Raw genomic sequence first — 16797 nt, 5'->3', positions numbered from 1 at the left:
TTGCTAAAATAATAGCTGTCGATAAGATAAACCGACACTAGGAAGTGATCCTTTATGATGGATAATCGTTTTAAAAGTCGACGGCCCCTTCTCTACATTTGTTGAATACGTTCGGTCCGACTAGCCGTTTCCCGTCCCCATTCTGCAATAGATTCTAATAGCGGAATAAGCGTCTTGCCGAATGGTGTAAGTTCATAATCTACTTTTAAAGGGGCTTTATCGGTATGTACTGTACGCTTTACTAAACCATCAGCCTCAAGTTCCTTTAATTGTAAGCTCAAAGTTCGCTCGGTAATTAGTGTACATTCTTTTCTTAATTCATTATAACGTTTTTTTTCAATTAGATGAATCAAAATTACTGCTTTCCATTTTCCGCCTATGTATTTCATAGTCAGGCTGGTACTGCATGGGTATTGTTTGTTGTCTATCAAATACATCTGTTACTATCAAGTTTGACCGTTATTGCAAATATATAACACTATATTTAAGTTTGCAACTATAAAATATATAGTTAATTTAATCTTGTATGTTATGGCTTTTTTAGAAACTGCAAAGCAACGTTACACAACGAAAAAGTATAATTCAGAAGCGCTAATTCCGGAGGAGAAAATCGCTGAATTAAAGGAAATAATCCGATTGAGTCCATCTTCCATCAATAGCCAGCCATGGAAGTTCTTCTTTGTCTCTTCTGGGGAGATGAAACAAAAACTCGCTACCGCATCCTATTGGAACGCACAGAAGATAAATGAGGCAAGCCATCTAGTTGTCTTTAGCGCACTAACCGATGTAGATCGCTTTGAAGAGCAAATCGCAAACACGCTTCCAGAGGGATCGATTAATTACTATAAGCAATTTTTGCAGTCGAAAGGGGAGGTTCATGTTCAATCCTGGATGAAGCAACAGGTATATCTTTCTTTGGGATTTTTCCTTGCAGCCTGTGCTGCAAATCATATTGACGCAACCCCAATGGAAGGAATTGAAAATTCCGTCTATGATGAAATACTGGAACTCGATGGCTATCAGACGTTGTTTGCAGTTGCTATTGGCTATCGACATGTGGAGGATGCCAATCAGCCTGCAATTACCGCAAAATCACGCTTGACAATTGCAGATATAATTGAAGAGCTCTAGGTAAAAAAAGATGAAACCAATAGTGGTTTCATCTTTTTTACATTAGTTTAAACTTATCTTTTTGCCCTGTTCGGGGAAAACATAATTTATTTTAAGTGGATTATTCTTGAGCAATTCGTTTTTAATGATTTCATGGTTATCACCAGTTGGTTTTCGGTGTGTGACCACTATGCTTAGCCCTTCCAAGTTTTTCAGTCCCGTTTTTTCTTTGAGCTTTAGGAGTTCTTCTAGCAGCAAATTGGGGGTTAGGTGACCGAAGAGTAAATTTTCTGGCTGATTATTTGGGAAGGAGACTTCAATCAATATGCTGTTTAATTGTTTATTTTTGATCAGTGGGGTAATCGTATTCCAGAGCTTATCCAGCTGATCGGATCTTTCCACCCGGTCCGCGCCAGTATCGCCGAGGTAAAGGAGGTAGTGATTATCATGGCGGACAAGTGCTGCACTGCTTTTATATGGATTTACATGGCTCAGCTCATATGCCGTCAAAGATAATGCTGTATTTGGTACTTGCATTTCCAGCCCCTCCTGTAAACTGTTGTAATGATACTTTCCTAGTATGGGTTTTTGGCCCTGATCCCCAAAATTGATCCAGGTATCCGTGATAAAATAGTGATTTTGTAGAATTTGAAGGACCGGATCAATAGCGAAAATGTTCTTTTTGCTATCGGCAGGAGAATTAATAATAAGACCCGATAGATGATCGAGATGTCCGTGGGAAATGAAATATCCCTTTATTTGGTTATGCAAAATTGTTTCGACCGATCCATTTAGACTTTTCAACACAATAGCTTTTCTAATCCCCGTATTTATGGTTCCGGCATCGAGGCAAAGGAAGGCCGTATCTCTTGGAGTGCCTACTAAATAAGCAGAAAGATTGTCTTCTTGTTCGCCACCATATATTCCCAGCGGGACAAGGTCAAAATGCTGTGCCTGACAGGTTATGGTCACAAGAAATGTAAAAATGGAAAGCGCTAGTTTTTTCATGATTATTAAACTAAAAACCCATCCATTGTTATAGGATGGGTTCAAATTTACGTTATTTTTTGTTTATTGGTTGAATCGGTAACGTACACCCAGCTGAATTCTCCAGCGTGAAGTTTCATCCACACTATTTGAGAATGTATTGGTCAGTGGAATCTGATTGGTAGCATCTAAATAAGGGAAGGAGAATGTTGGCTGTCCCTGCGCATTCAATCCTTTGTAATTTAAGATACCGTTTGCTTTGTTGGCAAATTGGGCAACTCCCCAGCTTTTGTTGATCATATTACCGAAATTAAATACATCAAAAGTAATCTGCAATTGATGTTTCTTACCGCTGGTATTTAAAAACACATCTTGCGCGATACGAATATCCAGTGTTCCGATCATTTTTCCTACCAATCCGTTACGTTTCGCGTATTGGCCTCTGTGTGCGTTTAGGTAATTGTCCTGATTAATGTATCCGTTCAATTGAGACCATAATTGATCAGCTGTCCGAGTGTCTTGCGCATTGTCGCCAACAAGTGCAATTTCAGCTTTACTATTTGGAATGTAGATCAAGTCATTACCCGACAAACCATCATTGTTCAGGTCACCGCCATAAGTATAAGAGTAGCGAGGCCCGTCCTGCAGTTGATAAAATAAGGAGAATGTCGTTCCTAAATGATCCAGGTATTCTTTACGGTAAGAGAAGTTGGCAATAAATCTATTTTTAACCAAATAAGTTGAATAAGATAGGTCAGCGCTATTTGGATTACCCGACACATAGCGATCACGCCACATGGATTGAGCAATAGATCCTCCATCGTTCACAGATCTTGAATCTGTATAGGTATAACCGATATTTGCAAAAAATCCACCTTTGAACTCTTTCGACAATGTTCCTGTCAAGGTATAACTATAACCTTTTGATGTATTGGACATGACAATAGCGTCCGAAATATTAGGGTTTTCGGGAGTAGGTTTAGCAGCACCATAAATACGAGGAGTACTGTAACGCATACGGTTATCCGCACCAACCAACGCTTGACCGTCCGTTGTATTTAGATTGACATTACGGAAGTAGACCGAATTGATATCTTTTGAATACATGGCTTCAAAAGTTCCAATAACACCGCCCGGTAATTTTTGGTCAACGGCAAGATTCGTTCTCCAAAGCTGCATAAACTTGAACTTATTATCCGTTACCGCCAAGTTATAACTCGAGTTGTTGGCTGCAGTTTGGTGGTTTACATTGCGATAAGCATCTACATCAGGTGTAAATGGACGGTTTGTAGGATTATTAATGGATTCAGAACCAAACATGACACCATTGTTTCCGGCCTGATTAGAAATCCACACCAACGGTGGTCGACCCGTAAAGATTCCTGATCCACCACGTACCTGCGTTTGATTGGTTCCATTGACATTCCAATTAAATCCAATTCGTGGCGACCAAAGAATTGCACTCTTTGGATATTTTGAGACGTCAATCTTTTCACCTTGATCAAAATTTAACTTGGTTACATTGTCATTCTTCAATTCATTCGGTGATGAAATGTTTGTCAAATCAGCTCTCAATCCAGCAGTCAATTTAAAATGGTTATTTACAGCAAAGGCATCTTGTGCATATAGACCAAACATACGCGCTGAAATTTCTGCATAAGGAAACGATCCATCAGGTAAAACAGAATATTGGATTTGGTATTTGGTTGCGTTGGAAACATTATTTTTTGCAGAGTTGTAGAAGTCATCTAAACTGGCAAATGTATAGGCTCCATAATAGTTCGGCGCAAATCCATTGGTAGTTTTGTAATTTTCAAAATTGGCTCCCAAGGTAATCTCATGCTTTCCGGCATAAATATTAAAGTTGTTGGTTGCTTGGAATACCTTCGTCTTTAAGCTATTAAATGCTGTAAATGGTTCGTAACCAAATGCTGTCATGCTACTACCGTCGGGGTTCATGATGTCTACCAAAGGAAATGGTTGGCCACCTTTCGACTCTCTATAGTCGTTCATGACATTGTAGCCTACGGTCAATGAATTAGAATATTTGCTACTGATACGCGTACGTAATTCTAAATTCACATTGTCCATGTTGTTGTTTATACCGTAGCCTGCTGAGCTGAAAGGTAGGCCAAGGTTGGACGGTTGCCGATTATTTTTGGGCGCGCCGCTATTGGACGGTAAGATGTCGCGATAGGAACGAAAGTAGAAATATTTAGCGCTTAAGGTATTTTTTTGATCGATATTGTAATCTAATTTAACGGAAAATTTGTCACTGCGTGTATCCAAAGGGTAATCTTGATAAGATCCAGGATTATACCCGATCGATTTAAGGTAGTTGGCTAGCTCATCAAGTTTCTCCGCAGATACGGTTGAAACATTCGGCCCCGTATTTCCTCCGCGTGAAGCTATAAAATTTGTTCCTGGGTCTGTTCTTCGCTCAAGCTCGCCGCTTGCAAAAAAGAATAGCTTGTTTTTGATAATTGGTCCCCCCACGGTAAAACCATAGCCTTTTAAGCTGAAGTTGTTGACTGGTGCTCTTAGTCCGGCCGAATTGTATTTGTTGACTAAATTCTGATTTCTGAAATAATAATTTAACGAACCTTGTACTTCGTTGGTACCACTTCTTGTTACGGCATTGATTGCAGCACCGGTAAAACCATTTTGTCTTACGTCATAAGGAGCAATGTTTACTGAAATCTCCTCAAAGGCATCCATATTGATAGGTTGCGAGTTTGTTTGGCTTCCGATGGTTCCCTGTAGTCCAAACGCGTTGTTAAATAGCGCGCCATCGATGGTAAAGTTATTGGCAAGGTTGCTTCTTCCTGCAAAAGAAGGATTACCGTACTGCATCGAAAATTGAGGGGTCAGTTTGACAAAGTCTGTAAAGCTTCGATTGAGTGTAGGTAGATTTTGAATCGCTGTGCGGGAAATGTTTTGTGCAGCACCTGTTCGGCCGGAGTTGAAGACTTTGCCCTGTCTCGTACCTACAACGACAGCTTCATCCAATACCTGCGATGCGGACTGCATCTGAATATCTAATGTTGAGCTTTGTCCCAAAGCCAGTTTCTCGATCTGCTTGATATTGGGTGAATGCCCAAGATAAGTTACCGTGATTTGATAAGGGCCACCGATTCTCATATTGGGGAGATTATAGCGACCGTCACTTCGTGATGAAGTAACGTACTTTGTCCCGGAGGGCAAATGTATGGCTTCGATTGTCGCCCCATTGATTGGCGAATTTCCCGCTCTGACGGTTCCATTCAGCGCAGAGGTGGTTTCATTTTGCGCATAGGTAAGTGAGGTACCGATTGTGCTTAGCAAAATACTGGTAATCAAATGTTTTCTCATTTGTTTTGTAGCTGTTTAAATGACTAGGTGATTTTTAAACCGCGATAAAGGTAGGAGAGTAGTGTTGATTTTGTGTTAAGTAAATATTATTTAACGGTTTCCACTGTCGTAGGTATAAGCCGTTTTTTACTGTTGATAATTCAGTCCAATCTTGTTTGCGGCTATTTTTTAATTTTGATTATGTTTACGTTTTTTCTTTTGTTGTTTAGTATATTCAAACCTATTTAACCGGATTGGATTTTATCGTTACTTATGACCATAAATTTTAAAAACATAGATTATTTGAAGTCTGGAAACGACGTGCAGAAAAAAGCCTATCGGTTATTGACTGATTATCACATTACTACTCTTCTTGATGCTTATGATCCGATTGTAGTTGGTACGATACCGATTCAGCTGGATGTGGGTGGGAGTGATATAGACATTATTCTGTGTGTCGACGATTTTGATGCTCTTGAAGAAATGCTGTCTCTTAATTTTTCGAAGCATGCACATTTTCGGTTACGGCGGCCGGCCGATCGCGTAATCGTCTGCCGTTTCACGATTGAAGGGCAGCTTTTTGAAATTTATGCAACGGATGAAGCAACTGAAATTCAGAATGGATACTTACATATGCTTAAAGAGCATGAAATTATTCAATTGAGGGGTGGACAATTCGCTGAACAGGTCAGACAGCTCAAGAGGAGTGGGATAAAAACTGAGCCTGCATTTTGTCAGCTATTGGGAATTGAAGGCGATGCATATACAGAACTTCTAAAGTATAATCCAGCAGATAACACGATGAACTATGAATGATTTTAATCTATAATAGAATGAATCCCCTAATTGAACAGTTCAAAAAATATGGCTATCTCAATGAAGCAATTGAGAAAGCGGTAGAAAATAGAACGCGTTATTTCTTTAAGAAAAAGGGCGAGCATTTTTTGAGAGAAGGGCAGCATTTATCAAGCTATTTTGTTTTAAGTACAGGATTACTACGAGCTTATTTTTTTAAAAACGGACGTGAAATGAACAGCTGGTTTGGTGAGGAAAACCAGATTTTTGGATCGATTTTACCCGTTTATACTGAAAAACCCTCTTTTGAAAATATTCAGCTTCTTGAAGATTCCGAGATCTATGCTATTTCTGTAGACGATTTAAATGAATTGTATAGAATTTATCCTGAACTAAATCTTATCGGTCGGAAGATTGCCGAGGAGGTTTGTATTATTCTTGAAGAACGGATTATGTCGCTGCATACCGAATCTGCAGTAGAACGATATCAATCGCTCATACGCTTACAGCCCAATTTGTTAAATAGAATTAATCTCGGTCATATTGCATCATATTTGGGGATTACACAAGAAACACTTAGTCGGATCCGGCGATAAGGTACGATTTTGATATAAGTCAAAAAATGCCCCTCATTTAGCGATTATCTTTGCTGTAGAAATTTAAACTATTGAAAATGAATTGGATTGCATTGATCATCGCTGGCATTTTTGAAATTGGCTGGCCGCTCGGATTAAAAATGGCTCAACAGCCAGATTCAAATAAATTGGGTTGGATCATATTGGCTATTGTTTCTATGAGCATTAGTGGAGGATTATTGTTTTACGCTCAAAAGGCAATTCCTATCGGTACAGCTTATGCCGTATGGACAGGTTTGGGAGCTGTGGGAACATTGATTGTTGGAATCTTTTTTTTCGGAGATTCTGCCAATATATTTAGGCTCCTTTCAGCAACATTGATCGTCGCTGGAATTATCGGTTTAAAAATATTCTAAAAAGCCACAGGAAATGCTATTTATGTTAGGGAAGATTTAAATAAATTATAAAGGTGAGCTCAATTTGCTTGACTAGAATGTTCAAAGTCGTTTGAAACGCACTTTTTTAATCAAAACTCCTTATAAAAGAGTAGGTTGGGATGATTTTTGCTTGATAATCAAATTATGAGGCAAGAACTAGCAGAAAAAATAGAATTGTATAGTAAAAGGTACGGCCTATTTATGCGGCCGGAGTATATTAGCTTTGCTCGGGACACGACAAGACTATTGCTTCGCAATGAATGTCTCCGTGAAGGTGATATAAAAGCGTACCAAGACTATATTGCTTCTCATTATCCGGAAGATCTTCCCTGGGAAATGAAACAATATCAGGAAACGACCAAAGCATTGGAACGAATGAGTAAGGAAATGGCAATTGCTTGGGTGAATACGCATCAAATCAATATTTTCGAATCCGATATTTTTATCGATGATGAAGATTCAATTTTGCGCCCTATTCAGTCAAAGGATGAAGATATGTTTCGCTATAATTTTAATGCGTTGGAAGAACTCATCTACAATCACCAAAGACCAGAAGATCTATTTCGGCGGAATAGGGATTGTTTTTGGATAGATACAAGAATTGAATGGCGGTAGTTTGCAGCTCATCTTGATGCTGTTTCCCAAGCATTATCTCCTTTTATAATGAATACTTCTTGCGATATTTTTTATAATCGAGACGCTAAAACAATTTTTTGTTTTAGCGTCCAAGTCCTTCGCATATCTGAAGGACTTTTTTATAAAAGCTTTATTTTTAGATTTCTAAATGATACGCCTCTCGACCAATCCTGCAGTGCTAATTTCCCATTGATATGCTTACCAAACTCCGGATAATCTTTGAAATTGCTATGCTTTACTAAATCTTTCCATTTAGCTGAATTAAAATCCATTTCAGCAGTGATTTTACCATTTAGGAAGAATGTTATTTTTCCATCTTTCTGAATGATACTGGATTCATTCCAATCATCTTGCGTTTTAATGTTCACAAAGTTTTGTTGCGGTAGAAATGTATAAAGACAGCCCGAACGCTTTAGCGGTTTATCAAAATCAGGATGGGAATCTGCCAACAGTTGGTACTCCGGCCCAGAATGGTAGGTCGCATTAATATCGGGTCTTTCCTGTACGTTGACAAAAACGCCACTATTTCCCTCTTTTTCCAGCTTCCATTCAAACTTAAACTCATAATTTTTATACTCTTTGTCCGATACCAAGTCGTATTTTTGGCTTTCACTGTTGGGGTCACAGTAAATTGTTCCATTTTTTACAATCCAGGCCGTAGGCGCATTTTTGCTATTATTGTACGTATGCCAATTGTTGAGCGTGGTACCATCAAATAAAAGTTGCCAGCCGTTACTTTGCTCTTCTTCTGTCAATGTATTGGGACTGCTTTTTTCATTTTGACAGGAGAGTAAAATACAGCCCAGAAAGGCCCATAGGGTGATTTTTTTGAAAAGGTTTAAGTTTATCATTGTTTTTATTTGTATAAGTGTCTCTTTAATACGTTTCCCAACTAATATGTATTCCCTAAAATAATTTTTAATGTGAACTTTTGGAGACAATTTCATATTCCTTTGCAAATTTGTTACATAGTGCTTCTGCTAATACCCATCCGGAGGTTCACATATTCTCCCATTCATTCATGAAGTTCTAAAATGTGCTGGCCCATCATTTTAAAAGATAAATCGGCTCAAGCCGTCTATACTTTTTTGGTCACCTTTCAAGCATAGATGACAAGGTACATATTATAATGTTTTGATCACATTTTCAGCATAGTCATTCTCATTTTGATAAAATAACCTTATCAAAATGATAGGATTCTCCAATTCTATTTTGTGACTTATTTTTTTATATCATCTGATTAGTAGTGTTTTATGATGTTTTTTGGCGCAGTGGAACAGGATTTGGCTTATTGGGACAAATGAATGTAAATATGAAAACAGGACGGAAAAGAAAAGTATGTGATAAGAGTCCACCGAGGGGACAATCGGCAAAGCTACTAGCATTAAATTCAAGTTTAAAAAATGAAATCGCAAGTCACTAATAAAGTTTAACAATGGTAATAACAATCATACTCATCATAACTGGACTATTTTTCTTCTGGTTATTCTATAAAATGGTCGACTTTTTCGGCAAAATATAAAATAAATAATATGAAAGAGAAGCAAGAAAATAAAGGCAGAGGTTCCGCTCATAATGTGTCTGGCGACCGTATAGCGAAGTTCATCGTAGTGGTATTGATTATTGCAATGATTTTTCAACTCTATATAGGTTAGATTTTGAAGCATAGTTTTACGTACAACATGAAAAAATTAAATCAATACGGTGCAGGTTTGTATATGGCGCTCCATTATAAAGAAATCCGATCAGAGATTAGTTTCCTATTACGGAAGCACAATTTTGCAGGAGCTTTACAGGCCGTTATTAATCATCTTCGGAGCTTAATAGTACTGCAAAGCACGGACAAAATTTGCCAGCATATTCATTTCCTCGGAATGATTTATGGACGAGGAAACAATTATGTAAAATACATTTTGGAAAATCTTTTTGTTAGATCTTTAGGAGGCCTTCGACGTATAAGTTCGGTCAATGCATGGGCAGAAATCGAAGCCCAGCTACCAACACCATTTTTAGAGGTCCTCAAAGGACAACAAATCCATAATCTTCTAATATCAAAGTAAATGACAGCTTTATTTATTGTAGCACTACTGGTTTTTACATACATCTGTTATGTACTCTTAAGGCCGGAAAAATTTTAATAACAAGATTACTCATTCGTCATTGTCAGCGATGAAACTGCGCTTTCAGTCAGTCCTTTTGGCATTACGAAGTCAAAAGAAGGGCTTAAAGTTAGCTGACGATTGATCATGATACACTTTTTATACAAATCAATTAAAGAAATGAATACAGAGATTCTTGGAATCATAGTGATGTTCATCGTAACATTACTACTCGGACTTCCCCTCGGGAAATATATAGCTAAGGTATATGGTAACGAAAAGACCTGGTTAGATCCATTGTTTCAACCATTGGAACGTTTTTTTTATCGAGTGACAGGAATTAATCCGAATGTTCAGATGACTTGGCAACAGCACCTCGTTGCTCTTCTGACAATTAATCTAGTGTGGTTCCTGTTGAGTATGGCTATCCTGATGAATATGGGAAGTTTGCCTTTAAATCCAGATGGAAATCCTGGAATGACTGCTGATTTGGCTTTTAATACCAGTATATCCTTTTTGGTTAACTGTAATCTCCAACACTATTCTGGGGAGTCGGGCGTGAGTTATCTGGGACAAATTTGGCTCATGTTTCTTCAATTCGTGACTGCAGGAGTGGGAATGGCTGCTGCAGTGGTTATTTTTAAAGCTTTTAGGGATAAAACAACAACGCAATTGGGCAACTTTTACGATTTCTTTGTGAAATCTTGCACCCGGATTTTACTGCCTATCTCGGTCCTGGTTGCTGCCATTTTCGTGTTCCAAGGCATGCCGATGACTTTCGAAGGTAAGGACAGCATGATTACTGTCGCTGGCGATACCGTACAGGTAAGTCGAGGACCAGTAGCTGCCTTTGTCCCAATTAAACATCTGGGAACAAATGGAGGTGGTTTTTTTGGTGCGAACAGTGCGCATCCATTCGAAAATCCCAATTATTTGACCAACATGGTGGAAATGATTGCCCAGTTTATTATCCCGATGGCGATGATATTTGCATTCGGCTTTTTTATTCGCAAGCGTAAATTTTCATGGATGATGTTTGGCGTGATGACCATTGGGTTTATCATCCTGACGATTCCAAATATAAAAATGGAAATGGCTGGAAATCCAGCGATCGCACAGATGGGTATTGATACGTCTATGGGTGCTATGGAGGGAAAGGAAGTACGCATTGGTGCCGCAGCATCCGGTTTTTGGAGTATTGTCACAACGATGATTTCGACGGGTTCTGTCAATTCTATGCATGATAGTTACATGCCCTTATCTGGTATGAACGAACTTATAGCGATGATGGTGAATGCTTTTTATGGCGGTGTGGGCGCGGGGATACTCAATTTCTTCATTTTTATTATACTCGCCGTTTTCATTAGTGGCTTGATGGTGGGGCGCACACCAGAGTTTATGGGTAAGAAAGTTGAAGCGCGCGAAATGAAAATCGCCATGATTGTTGCTCTTGCCCATCCTTTTCTAATCCTTGTCGGTACAGCACTTGCGACAGCGTTTCCAGCCCAAGGTGCTTCTACATTGAACAACCCTGGATTCCATGGTTTTAGTGAAATATTGTACGAATATACTTCATCCGCAGCTAACAATGGAAGTGGTTTTGAAGGTCTTGGAGATAATACCATTTGGTGGAACATTTCGACAGGTATCGTATTGTTACTCGGCCGATTTATACCGATTATAGGCCCAATTGCTATTGCGGGGTTATTGGCTGAGAAGAAATTTATACCTGAAAGCGAGGGAACGCTAAAAACTGATACAAGTACATTCGGTTTAATGGTATTCGCTGTGATCGCGATTATTGCAGCACTCTCTTTCTTCCCTGCGTTGGCATTGGGTCCAATTGCGGAATATTTTTCCATGTAATACGTAAAAATTAAAGAATTCTAAAAATGAGCAATCAACAAACATTGTTTCAGAAAGAGCTTGTACAACAAGCGTTAAAGCAATCTTTCGTGAAGCTAAATCCTAAAATAATGTTCCGTAATCCAGTGATGTTTACCGTGGAAATCGGGACGTTGATTATGGCCGTGGTTTGTCTTTGGATAATGACCGGAGAAAAATCACAAGGTACACTTGGTTATAATTTTACAGTATTTCTTATCCTATTTTTAACCTTGCTGTTTGGCAATTTTGCGGAGGCAATTGCCGAAGCCCGCGGGAAGGCGCAAGCAGATAGTCTTCGGAAAACTCGGGAGGAAACTCCTGCAACCCTGCGCGATGGTCGGGTCGTTTCATCCGCTCAATTGAAAAAAAATGATGTTTTTGTTTGTCAGGCTGGTGATGTAATTCCATTGGATGGGGAAATTATCGAGGGGTTGGCGACAATAGATGAAAGTGCAATTACCGGTGAATCAGCACCGGTGATCCGCGAGGCTGGGGGCGATAAAAGTTCAGTTACAGGTGGCACCAAGGTTTTATCCGATCGAATTGTCGTGCAGGTAACGACAGAACCGGGTGAAAGCTTTCTGGATAAGATGATCGCATTGGTCGAAGGCGCAAGCCGCCAAAAAACACCTAACGAGATTGCCTTAACCATCCTTTTGGCAGGTTTTACACTTGTTTTTATTATCGTAACGGTGACCTTAAAACCATTTGCGGATTATGCCAATGTCGGTATCACCATTGCTTCGTTTATTTCACTTTTTGTCTGTCTGATTCCAACGACAATAGGTGGTCTTTTATCGGCGATTGGTATCGCGGGAATGGATCGCGCACTTCGAGCGAATGTTATTACAAAAAGTGGCAAGGCAGTTGAAACGGCGGGTGACATTGATGTCTTGTTGCTTGATAAAACTGGAACCATTACGATCGGAAATCGTAAGGCGACAAATTTTTACCCTGCCGATGGTGTCATGAAAGAAGCGCTGGTACGTGCAGCAACATTGAGCTCCATGGCGGATGAAACACCAGAAGGGAAATCAATTGTCGAATTGGCTGGTGTCAACCCATCGAGCTATAAGGTCGAAAACCCGGCATTCATTAAGTTTACCGCCGAAACCCGTAGCTCGGGAATAGACTTTGAACAGACACGTATTCGTAAAGGTGCAACAGATGCTATTCGAAATATCATTGTAAAGGCTGGAAATCTATTTCCTCAGGAAATAGATGAGCGCGTAAAGCTTATCTCTCAAAATGGGGGGACCCCATTGGTCGTAGCCGAGAATGAACAAGTACTCGGTGTCATAGAATTGCAGGATGTGATAAAACCCGGGATTCATGAACGCTTTGAAAGGTTGCGAAAAATGGGTATCAAGACTGTTATGGTGACAGGAGACAATCCGTTAACGGCCAAATATATTGCCGAAAAAGCGGGAGTGGATGATTTCATCGCCGAAGCGAAACCCGAAGACAAGATGAACTATATCAAAAAAGAACAGCTTGACGGGCGATTGGTCGCCATGATGGGGGATGGTACAAACGATGCTCCGGCACTTGCACAAGCGGATGTTGGTGTAGCAATGAATAGCGGTACGCAAGCTGCAAAAGAGGCTGGAAATATGGTCGATCTCGACAATGATCCAACCAAATTGATCGAGGTTGTGGAGATAGGTAAGCAATTGTTGATGACCCGGGGTACGCTGACAACATTCAGTATTGCAAACGATGTTGCCAAATATTTTGCGATTATTCCGGCCCTGTTTATTGCGGCAATACCGGCACTTCAAGGTTTAAATATTATGCAGCTCAGTAGTCCACAAAGCGCCATACTATCGGCTGTCATCTTCAACGCAATTATTATCCCATTACTGATTCCTTTGGCATTAAAGGGAGTCGCATACAAACCTATAGGCGCAAGCGCATTGTTACGGAGAAACCTGCTCGTTTTTGGACTTGGTGGAGTTCTCGTTCCATTTATTGGTATCAAGGTCATAGACCTGCTGGTTTCGCTATTTATCTAATACATTTTTAATAATTAAAGCAAAGATGAAAACACATATATATCCAGCAATAAAGATTACAATAGTTTTATTGCTCCTGCTGTCAGTTGTATATCCGGCCCTTGTTTGGGCAATAGCTCAGATAGCACCTAATCATGGAAAAGGGGAAATGCTAGCGTACAACGGGCAAAAGTATTACAGAAATATTGGACAGGCCTTTATGCGTGATGATTACTTCTGGTCGCGTCCTTCCGCTGTTGGTTATAATGCAGCAGGATCGGGAGGAAGTAACAAAGGACCCTCTAATGGGGAATATCTTTCGGAAGTTAAGGCCCGTATTGATACGTTCTTAGTCCACAATCCCACTGTAAAACGCGAACAGGTACCGGTAGACATTGTTACAGCCAGTGGCAGTGGTTTGGATCCAGATATCTCGGTAGAGGCCGCAAAAATACAAATCGATCGTGTTGCGAAAGCAAGAGGTATATCGGTAAATAGCTTACAGTCTCTCGTTGATGCTCACGTTCAGACCCCTCTATGGAATATGTTTGGACCTCGCAAAATCAATGTCCTTGAACTAAATATTGCGTTGGACAAGATGGTTGAAAAATAAAATTGACCTGATGGGTCATTGATTTACACTTTACGAGAACGATATACATGAAAAAACTAGCGATGTTGGCCTGTTTACTCGCAGGAGCAACACAATTATTTGCACAGCAAGATACAACTCAAAATACCCAATTGTCTATCAGTGGTTACCTTGAAGCATATTACCTTCGGGACTTTAACAACCCAATTGGAAATACACGCCCAGGCTTTGTATATAGTCACAACAGAACAAATGAAGTAAACATAAACTTGGCACTTTTAAAAGCTGCGTACGAAACAACAAATACCCGTGCAAATCTTGCTTTTGGTGTCGGTACATATATGAATGCGAACTACAGTGCGGAACCCGGTGTCTTAAAAAATATTTACGAAGCGAATGCCGGTGTTCGTATCTCGAAAAAACATAATTTATGGATCGATGCTGGAATATTTTCTTCCCATTTGGGCTTTGAAAGCGCTATAGGAAAGGATAATTGGACTGTAACAAGGAGTATTTTTGCTGATAATTCCCCTTATTTTGAAACCGGCGCAAAAATATCCTATACATCCGCATCGGGAAAACTATTTTTAAGCGGGCTTATTTTAAACGGATGGCAGCGGATTCAACGTGTGGATGCTAGCAGTTTACCTGCATTTGGACATCAATTAGTCTATAAACCGACAGCTAAATGGACTATCAATAGTGGTTCTTTTATCGGCAGTGATAAAGCGGATAGCGTCAGACAGATGCGCTATTTTCATAATCTATATGCCATTTATCAAATGAATGAAAAGCTGGGAATTACATTCGGATTTGATATTGGAGCGGAACAAAAAGCAAAAGGCAGCTCAACGTACAATGTATGGTACACGCCTGTGTTAATTGCACGATATGCGACGACCGAAAAATTTAGCTTAACAGCAAGAGGAGAATATTACAACGATAAGCATGGTGTAATCGTTTCGACTACGACAGATCAAGGTTTTCAAACGTTTGGCTATTCTTTAAATGCAGATTATGCAATTCTTCCCAATGTCCTTTGGCGCACGGAACTACGTAATCTCACCAATAAAGATGCTATTTTCCTTGATCGGACAAATGAGTTGGTGAAAAATAGTTTGACGGCTGTCACAGCACTTACAGTTAGTTTTTAAAACAATCGTTCCTGCCGTGTGTTGGATCGGCAGGAACTTTCTGAAATGAAAGGCAATAAAAATGGAAGAAAGGAAAAGCGCTGAACACTTTTTGGACCTTATCCGAAAATCGAGAAGAGGTCGCTTCAAACTTTATATCGGCATGAGTGCAGGCGTCGGAAAAACTTACCGCATGTTACAGGATGCCCATACACTTTTACAGGGAGGAATCGATGTACGTATTGGCTATATTGAGACACATAATCGGAAGGAAACCCATCAATTGCTGGATGGTTTACCCGTTATAGCCCGACGCCATCTTTTTTATAAAGGCAAACAGTTAGAGGAACTGGATCTTTATGCTGTTTTGAATTCACATCCTGAGGTCGTCATTATCGATGAGCTGGCACATACCAATATTGAAGGCAGCAAAAATACCAAAAGGTGGCAGGATGTTATGGAGATTCTGGAAGCCGGGATTAATGTGATCAGCGCTGTAAATATCCAGCATATTGAGAGTTTAAACGAGGAGGTTAAAGCGATTACAGGGGTTGAAGTGCAAGAACGTGTCCCCGACAGTGTTATTGATTCCGCCGATGAAGTCGTTAACATTGACCTTACTGCAGAAGAACTTATCATCCGCCTAAAAGAGGGCAAGATCTATGACGCTTCAAAAATTCAGGCAGCGCTTCAAAACTTCTTTAAAAGCGAACATATCTTGCAATTGCGGGAAATGGCGTTGAAAGAAGTGGCTTCCCAGGTTCAACGTAAAGTGGAGATCGAAGTTCAACCTCAACGATGGGTACGAAAGGAGCGTTTCCTGGCTTGTATAAGTTCCAATGAAATAAAAGCAAAAAACGTGATCAGAAAAACAGCGCGCTTAGCAGGATATTACAATAGCAGTTGGTTTCTGCTGTATGTACAGTTGCCAAAAGAGCGTGGCGATCGGATAGCCTTAAATAAACAGCGGCACCTGATCAATAACTTTAAGCTGGCGACAGAACTTGGTGGTGAAATTATCAAAGTGGAAAGTCATAGTGTGGCAAAAGAGATTATCGCTTTGTGCGAGCTCCGCAAGATCACCACAGTTTGTATTGGTAAACCACGATTATCGCTTTTAAGGATGTTACTTGCTAAGGATACATTTAGCAAATTGCTGACACAGCTGTCGACCGAAGACATCGACCTGATTATATTGTCATAATGATAAAGGTAAATTGTG

Annotated in this window: 16 protein-coding genes; 12 read left to right on the top strand and 4 right to left on the bottom strand. The window is 39.8% G+C overall.

Translation table 11 applies throughout. The annotated features are described in order from the left end of the window. Positions 1 to 92 precede the first annotated feature (92 nt). On the bottom strand, positions 93 to 389 hold the full coding sequence (locus tag AAH582_RS15395; RefSeq protein WP_197084056.1) for a winged helix-turn-helix transcriptional regulator: 297 nt from the start codon (positions 387 to 389) through the stop codon (positions 93 to 95). Between the two features lie 142 nt (positions 390 to 531). Between AAH582_RS15395 and AAH582_RS15390 the strand changes: the two genes are divergently transcribed. After that, positions 532 to 1131, top strand: a complete 600-nt coding sequence (locus AAH582_RS15390) for a nitroreductase family protein (RefSeq protein WP_343318476.1) — start codon at positions 532 to 534, stop codon at positions 1129 to 1131. A 42-nt stretch (positions 1132 to 1173) separates the two neighbouring features. Here the strand turns inward: AAH582_RS15390 and AAH582_RS15385 are convergent, their stop codons facing one another. Then, complete coding sequence (locus AAH582_RS15385; RefSeq protein ID WP_343318474.1) at positions 1174 to 2118, bottom strand: 3',5'-cyclic-nucleotide phosphodiesterase; 945 nt, start codon at positions 2116 to 2118, stop codon at positions 1174 to 1176. Positions 2119 to 2181: 63 nt separating this feature from the next. Next, entirely contained in the window at positions 2182 to 5448 is a 3267-nt protein-coding gene (locus AAH582_RS15380; protein WP_343318472.1) for a TonB-dependent receptor, read from the bottom strand. A 282-nt stretch (positions 5449 to 5730) separates the two neighbouring features. Here AAH582_RS15380 and AAH582_RS15375 point away from each other — a divergent pair, with 282 nt between their 5' ends. The 4 genes from AAH582_RS15375 (at position 5731) to AAH582_RS15360 (ending at position 7849) form a co-directional block, all read left to right on the top strand. Then, positions 5731 to 6243: a DUF4269 domain-containing protein gene (locus AAH582_RS15375; protein ID WP_343318470.1), complete on the top strand. Its 513-nt coding sequence runs from the start codon at positions 5731 to 5733 to the stop codon at positions 6241 to 6243. Positions 6244 to 6260: 17 nt separating this feature from the next. Then, on the top strand, positions 6261 to 6818 hold the full coding sequence (locus AAH582_RS15370) for a Crp/Fnr family transcriptional regulator (RefSeq protein WP_046674566.1): 558 nt from the start codon (positions 6261 to 6263) through the stop codon (positions 6816 to 6818). 77 nt (positions 6819 to 6895) lie between these two features. After that, positions 6896 to 7213, top strand: coding sequence for a DMT family transporter (locus AAH582_RS15365; RefSeq protein WP_046674567.1), 318 nt, complete (start codon positions 6896 to 6898; stop codon positions 7211 to 7213). A gap of 165 nt (positions 7214 to 7378) precedes the next feature. Beyond that, positions 7379 to 7849: a hypothetical protein gene (locus AAH582_RS15360; RefSeq protein WP_046674568.1), complete on the top strand. Its 471-nt coding sequence runs from the start codon at positions 7379 to 7381 to the stop codon at positions 7847 to 7849. A 140-nt stretch (positions 7850 to 7989) separates the two neighbouring features. Here the strand turns inward: AAH582_RS15360 and AAH582_RS15355 are convergent, their stop codons facing one another. Next, complete coding sequence (locus AAH582_RS15355) at positions 7990 to 8721, bottom strand: 3-keto-disaccharide hydrolase (RefSeq protein ID WP_343318468.1); 732 nt, start codon at positions 8719 to 8721, stop codon at positions 7990 to 7992. Between the two features lie 831 nt (positions 8722 to 9552). Between AAH582_RS15355 and AAH582_RS15350 the strand changes: the two genes are divergently transcribed. The 7 genes from AAH582_RS15350 to AAH582_RS15325 all read left to right on the top strand — a co-directional run bounded on the left by AAH582_RS15350 (position 9553) and on the right by AAH582_RS15325 (position 16779). Beyond that, positions 9553 to 9930 (top strand): DUF7674 family protein, encoded by a 378-nt coding sequence (locus AAH582_RS15350; protein ID WP_053003743.1) that lies wholly within the window; start codon positions 9553 to 9555, stop codon positions 9928 to 9930. Then, the gene (locus AAH582_RS24885) at positions 9931 to 10008 is read left to right on the top strand and encodes a potassium-transporting ATPase subunit F (RefSeq protein ID WP_084823209.1); all 78 of its coding nucleotides are present in this window, start codon (positions 9931 to 9933) and stop codon (positions 10006 to 10008) included. A gap of 141 nt (positions 10009 to 10149) precedes the next feature. Then, positions 10150 to 11835, top strand: coding sequence for a potassium-transporting ATPase subunit KdpA (gene kdpA, locus AAH582_RS15345; RefSeq protein ID WP_343318467.1), 1686 nt, complete (start codon positions 10150 to 10152; stop codon positions 11833 to 11835). Positions 11836 to 11861: 26 nt separating this feature from the next. Continuing rightward, entirely contained in the window at positions 11862 to 13871 is a 2010-nt protein-coding gene (gene kdpB, locus AAH582_RS15340) for a potassium-transporting ATPase subunit KdpB (protein ID WP_046674570.1), read from the top strand. Positions 13872 to 13896: 25 nt separating this feature from the next. Further along, on the top strand, positions 13897 to 14463 hold the full coding sequence (locus AAH582_RS15335; RefSeq protein WP_343318464.1) for a K(+)-transporting ATPase subunit C: 567 nt from the start codon (positions 13897 to 13899) through the stop codon (positions 14461 to 14463). A gap of 47 nt (positions 14464 to 14510) precedes the next feature. Continuing rightward, positions 14511 to 15596 carry a porin gene (locus tag AAH582_RS15330; protein WP_343318462.1) on the top strand — a complete coding sequence of 362 codons (1086 nt, stop codon included), beginning with the start codon at positions 14511 to 14513 and terminating at the stop codon, positions 15594 to 15596. Positions 15597 to 15657: 61 nt separating this feature from the next. Then, complete coding sequence (locus tag AAH582_RS15325; RefSeq protein WP_070565435.1) at positions 15658 to 16779, top strand: histidine kinase; 1122 nt, start codon at positions 15658 to 15660, stop codon at positions 16777 to 16779. The last annotated feature ends 18 nt before the right edge of the window (positions 16780 to 16797 follow it).

The sequence above is a fragment of the Sphingobacterium multivorum genome, from assembly GCF_039511225.1.
Lineage (GTDB): Bacteria > Bacteroidota > Bacteroidia > Sphingobacteriales > Sphingobacteriaceae > Sphingobacterium.
This window is presented reverse-complemented; position numbering and strand designations above follow the sequence as displayed.

Coding starts and splice junctions, on each gene's coding strand:
- AAH582_RS15370 (WP_046674566.1), top strand. CDS start 6,261: ATGAATCCCCTAATTGAACAGTTCAAAAAATATGGCTATCTCAATGAA.
- kdpB (WP_046674570.1), top strand. CDS start 11,862: ATGAGCAATCAACAAACATTGTTTCAGAAAGAGCTTGTACAACAAGCG.
- kdpA (WP_343318467.1), top strand. CDS start 10,150: ATGAATACAGAGATTCTTGGAATCATAGTGATGTTCATCGTAACATTA.
- AAH582_RS24885 (WP_084823209.1), top strand. CDS start 9,931: ATGACAGCTTTATTTATTGTAGCACTACTGGTTTTTACATACATCTGT.
- AAH582_RS15385 (WP_343318474.1), bottom strand. CDS start 2,118: ATGAAAAAACTAGCGCTTTCCATTTTTACATTTCTTGTGACCATAACC.
- AAH582_RS15395 (WP_197084056.1), bottom strand. CDS start 389: ATGAAATACATAGGCGGAAAATGGAAAGCAGTAATTTTGATTCATCTA.
- AAH582_RS15335 (WP_343318464.1), top strand. CDS start 13,897: ATGAAAACACATATATATCCAGCAATAAAGATTACAATAGTTTTATTG.
- AAH582_RS15365 (WP_046674567.1), top strand. CDS start 6,896: ATGAATTGGATTGCATTGATCATCGCTGGCATTTTTGAAATTGGCTGG.
- AAH582_RS15355 (WP_343318468.1), bottom strand. CDS start 8,721: ATGATAAACTTAAACCTTTTCAAAAAAATCACCCTATGGGCCTTTCTG.
- AAH582_RS15350 (WP_053003743.1), top strand. CDS start 9,553: ATGAAAAAATTAAATCAATACGGTGCAGGTTTGTATATGGCGCTCCAT.
- AAH582_RS15325 (WP_070565435.1), top strand. CDS start 15,658: ATGGAAGAAAGGAAAAGCGCTGAACACTTTTTGGACCTTATCCGAAAA.
- AAH582_RS15330 (WP_343318462.1), top strand. CDS start 14,511: ATGAAAAAACTAGCGATGTTGGCCTGTTTACTCGCAGGAGCAACACAA.
- AAH582_RS15390 (WP_343318476.1), top strand. CDS start 532: ATGGCTTTTTTAGAAACTGCAAAGCAACGTTACACAACGAAAAAGTAT.
- AAH582_RS15360 (WP_046674568.1), top strand. CDS start 7,379: ATGAGGCAAGAACTAGCAGAAAAAATAGAATTGTATAGTAAAAGGTAC.
- AAH582_RS15380 (WP_343318472.1), bottom strand. CDS start 5,448: ATGAGAAAACATTTGATTACCAGTATTTTGCTAAGCACAATCGGTACC.